The organism is Streptomyces niphimycinicus (genome assembly GCF_018883605.1).
GTDB classification, from domain to species: Bacteria; Actinomycetota; Actinomycetes; order Streptomycetales; family Streptomycetaceae; genus Streptomyces; species Streptomyces niphimycinicus.
This window is the reverse complement of record NZ_JAHLEM010000551.1, coordinates 1-2927: the sequence shown is the minus strand read 5'-3', so window position 1 is coordinate 2927 and position 2927 is coordinate 1. Positions and strand designations below refer to the sequence as shown.

3 protein-coding genes are annotated in these 2927 nt (G+C 69.0%); 1 reads left to right on the top strand and 2 read right to left on the bottom strand.

Annotated features, from left to right (window positions below; genetic code table 11):
• Window positions 1-318 precede the first annotated feature (318 nt).
• Window positions 319-1047, bottom strand: a complete 729-nt coding sequence (locus KN815_RS35905; protein WP_216346027.1) for an SDR family oxidoreductase — start codon at window positions 1045-1047, stop codon at window positions 319-321.
• 148 nt (window positions 1048-1195) lie between these two features.
• On the opposite strand from KN815_RS35905, the gene KN815_RS35900 reads away from it, so the two are divergent.
• Window positions 1196-1666, top strand: coding sequence for an RrF2 family transcriptional regulator (locus KN815_RS35900; protein ID WP_216346028.1), 471 nt, complete (start codon window positions 1196-1198; stop codon window positions 1664-1666).
• A gap of 94 nt (window positions 1667-1760) precedes the next feature.
• Here KN815_RS35900 and KN815_RS35895 read toward each other — a convergent pair whose 3' ends face one another.
• Entirely contained in the window at window positions 1761-2429 is a 669-nt protein-coding gene (locus KN815_RS35895) for a nitroreductase (RefSeq protein WP_216346026.1), read from the bottom strand.
• Between the last annotated feature and the right edge of the window lie 498 nt (window positions 2430-2927).

The following is a 2927-nucleotide window of genomic DNA, read 5'->3' as shown; positions in this document are numbered from 1 at the left end:
CATGCGGGCCATGCGGGCCATGCGGGCCATGCGGGCCATGCGGGCCATGCGGGCCATGCGGGCCAGAACCTCATACGGGCGGTCTTGTGCGCGACCCGTGACACACACAGCATCACGGGCCTACCGTCACAACCAGGTTCGACCCATGCCGAGCGCGAGCCCCCTCTCCCCAGGTGTGGCCTCTCGCTGCGGTCGAGCCCGCTCGCGCCCCCGCGCCAATCCCCGGGGGCGCTGGCTTGTGCCCGCACGGCGCCGGCTTGTGCCAGCACGGTCGCGGCCCGGCGTCAGGGTGCCGGGAGGGGGCGCGAGTGGTCGTCGTCAGGAGAGCCAGTCGGTGTAGCGGGTGGGGGCGAGGTGGGCGCCCTTGTCGGTGAGAACGTCGCCCTTGACGGCGGCGAACATACCCGCGGTGGGGTCGGTGACGACGGTGCGGTCGTCGCCCTTGTGGGACAGGGTGATCCGGCCCAGCTCGTCCAGGGAGAAGACCTCGGGGCCTCCGATGTTGTGGATGCCACGCAACGGGGCGCCCGCGGCGACCTCCGCCACCGCGGCGGCCACGTCCTTGGCGGCGATGGGCTGAATCGGCGTGGCAGGCAGCCGGACCGTGTCACCGTCGGCGGTCCAGGTCATCACGTCGTCCATGAACTCCATGAACTGCGTGGCCCGGACGATCGAGTACGGGACCGGCCCGGCCGCGAGGATCTCCTCCTGGAGCGCCTTGGCCCGGTAGTAGTCCAGCTCCGGCACCTGGTCCACGCCGACGATCGAGAGGATGACGAAGTGGCCGACGCCGCCCCGCTGGGCCGCGGCCAGCAGGTTGTCCATCGAGGTCCGAAAGAAGGCCGGGGAGGCGTCGTCGAAGGTCGGCGAGTTGGTCAGGTTGACGACGACGTCGGCTCCCGCCACCGCCTCGTCCAGCCCCTGGCCGGTGATGACGTCGACTCCGGTGGACTGCGAGTGCGGTACCGCCTCATGCCCGGCGGCGTTCAGATTCTTGACGACCTGCGACCCGATCAGCCCGGTACCGCCGATGACTGCGAACTTCATGACATGCCTTTCGCTGGATGACGTCCGAAATACGGCATATGGATACCCGCGAGCGCAGCATCCATCAAACTCGGACACATCTTGTCCGAGACAATACGCGGACACAAGTTGTCCGAGTAGACGGGCTGATTACAGTGGTCGCGTGAAGATGTCCGGCGGAGTCGAGTGGGCCCTGCACTGCTGTGTCGTGCTCACGTCCGTGGAGGAGCCCGTCCCCGCGACCAAGCTGGCGGAGTTCCACGACGTCTCGGCCAGCTACCTGGCCAAACAGCTACAGGCGCTCTCCCGGGCCGGGCTCGTGCGCTCGGTCCAGGGCAAGGCGGGCGGCTACGTACTCACCCGGGAGCCCGCGTCGATCACGGTGCTCGACGTGGTCGAAGCGGTCGACGGCCCCGCCGCGGCGTTCACCTGCACGGAGATCCGCCAGCGGGGCCCGCTGGCCACCCCGGCCGAGTCCTGCACCACGCCGTGTCCGATCGCCCGCGCGATGTCCGGGGCGGACGCGGCCTGGCGAGCGGCACTGCGCGCCGTCTCGATCGCCGATCTGACGCAGGACGTGGCCGATACGTCGGGCCCCTCGGCGCTGACGCGCGTCAGCGCGTGGCTGACGACGCCGTAGGGCGGGGGCCGCACCGCGACCCTTCGGACCCCGGGAACCCTGGGGCCCCCGGGGCCCCTGAGACCCCCGAGGACCCCTCGGGGGCTGAGGCCCCTCAGTAACCGTCGATGAACCTGACGGTCTCATCGAGTGGCGCCCGCCCCGTACGACCGCCACCCTGCGTGACGTCCTCGTACCCGATCGACATGCCACAGAAGAGCATCAGCTCATCCGGGGGCGAAACGATCTCCGCGACGCTCTTGTGGAACTTCGCCCATGCCATCTGCGGGCAACTGTGCAGCCCCTCGGCGCGCAGCAGCAGCATGACGGTCTGAAGATACATACCGGCATCCGACCACTGGGCCGGGCCCAGCCCGCGGTCGATGTAGCAGAACAGTGCGGCGGGCGCGCCGAAACACTGCCAGTTCGCGGAGGCGGCCCGCTGGCGCGCCTCCAGGTCCTCGCGCGCGACACCGAGTTCCCCGTAGCGCTGCTCGCCGAAGGCGGATCGGCGCTCGCCGTACGGGGACTTCAACTCGGGCGGGTACTGCTCGTACTCCGCCTCGTCCCAGGGGTCGCCCGCATCCAGACGCTCACCGGCCCGCTTCTTGAGCTCGGCGAGCGGCCCGCCGGTCACCACGTAAATGTTCCACGGCTGAATGTTCGATCCGGACGGCGCCCAGGCCGCCGCGGACAGCACCCGCTCCAGCACCTCTCTCGGGACGGGCTGGTCGGTGAATCCACGCACCGCCCGTCGGCTCGTGACCGCCTCGTAGACGTCCAAGATCGCCTATCTCCCCTCTTGCTCCATACGACGCGATGCACCCATCTCAGCTACACTCACGACAGTATCATTCAATACTATCTCGCATTTGACTATCGTCGAACGCCAATGCTCAATCCTGCCCCGGGCTCCCCGCCTCGGGCGTCACTCTTGGAGAAAGTTCACGGTCACGCTGCTGCACCCGATCCCCCTCTACGGGGCATCCCGAGAGCGCGCCTTCGAGGACGCGACCACCAAGGCCATGGACCTCACGAAGCGGCTCGCCGCGTAGCGTGCCATGCCGGACGCTGGACGCCGCGTGACGCCGAGCCCCAGGCGGTCACGCGGCGTCCTCGCCCCCCCCATTACCGTTTTCGTGGCCCCGCAACGGGGCTCCCGGCCTTCGGAGCTGGCATGACTTTCTCCCCCTGTCGAACGCATGGCCTGGGGGGTGGTGTCACCGGCTCCGGAGGCACTGACAGACCGCTAATTAGGGGCATGACCACCGGCTTCTCCGGA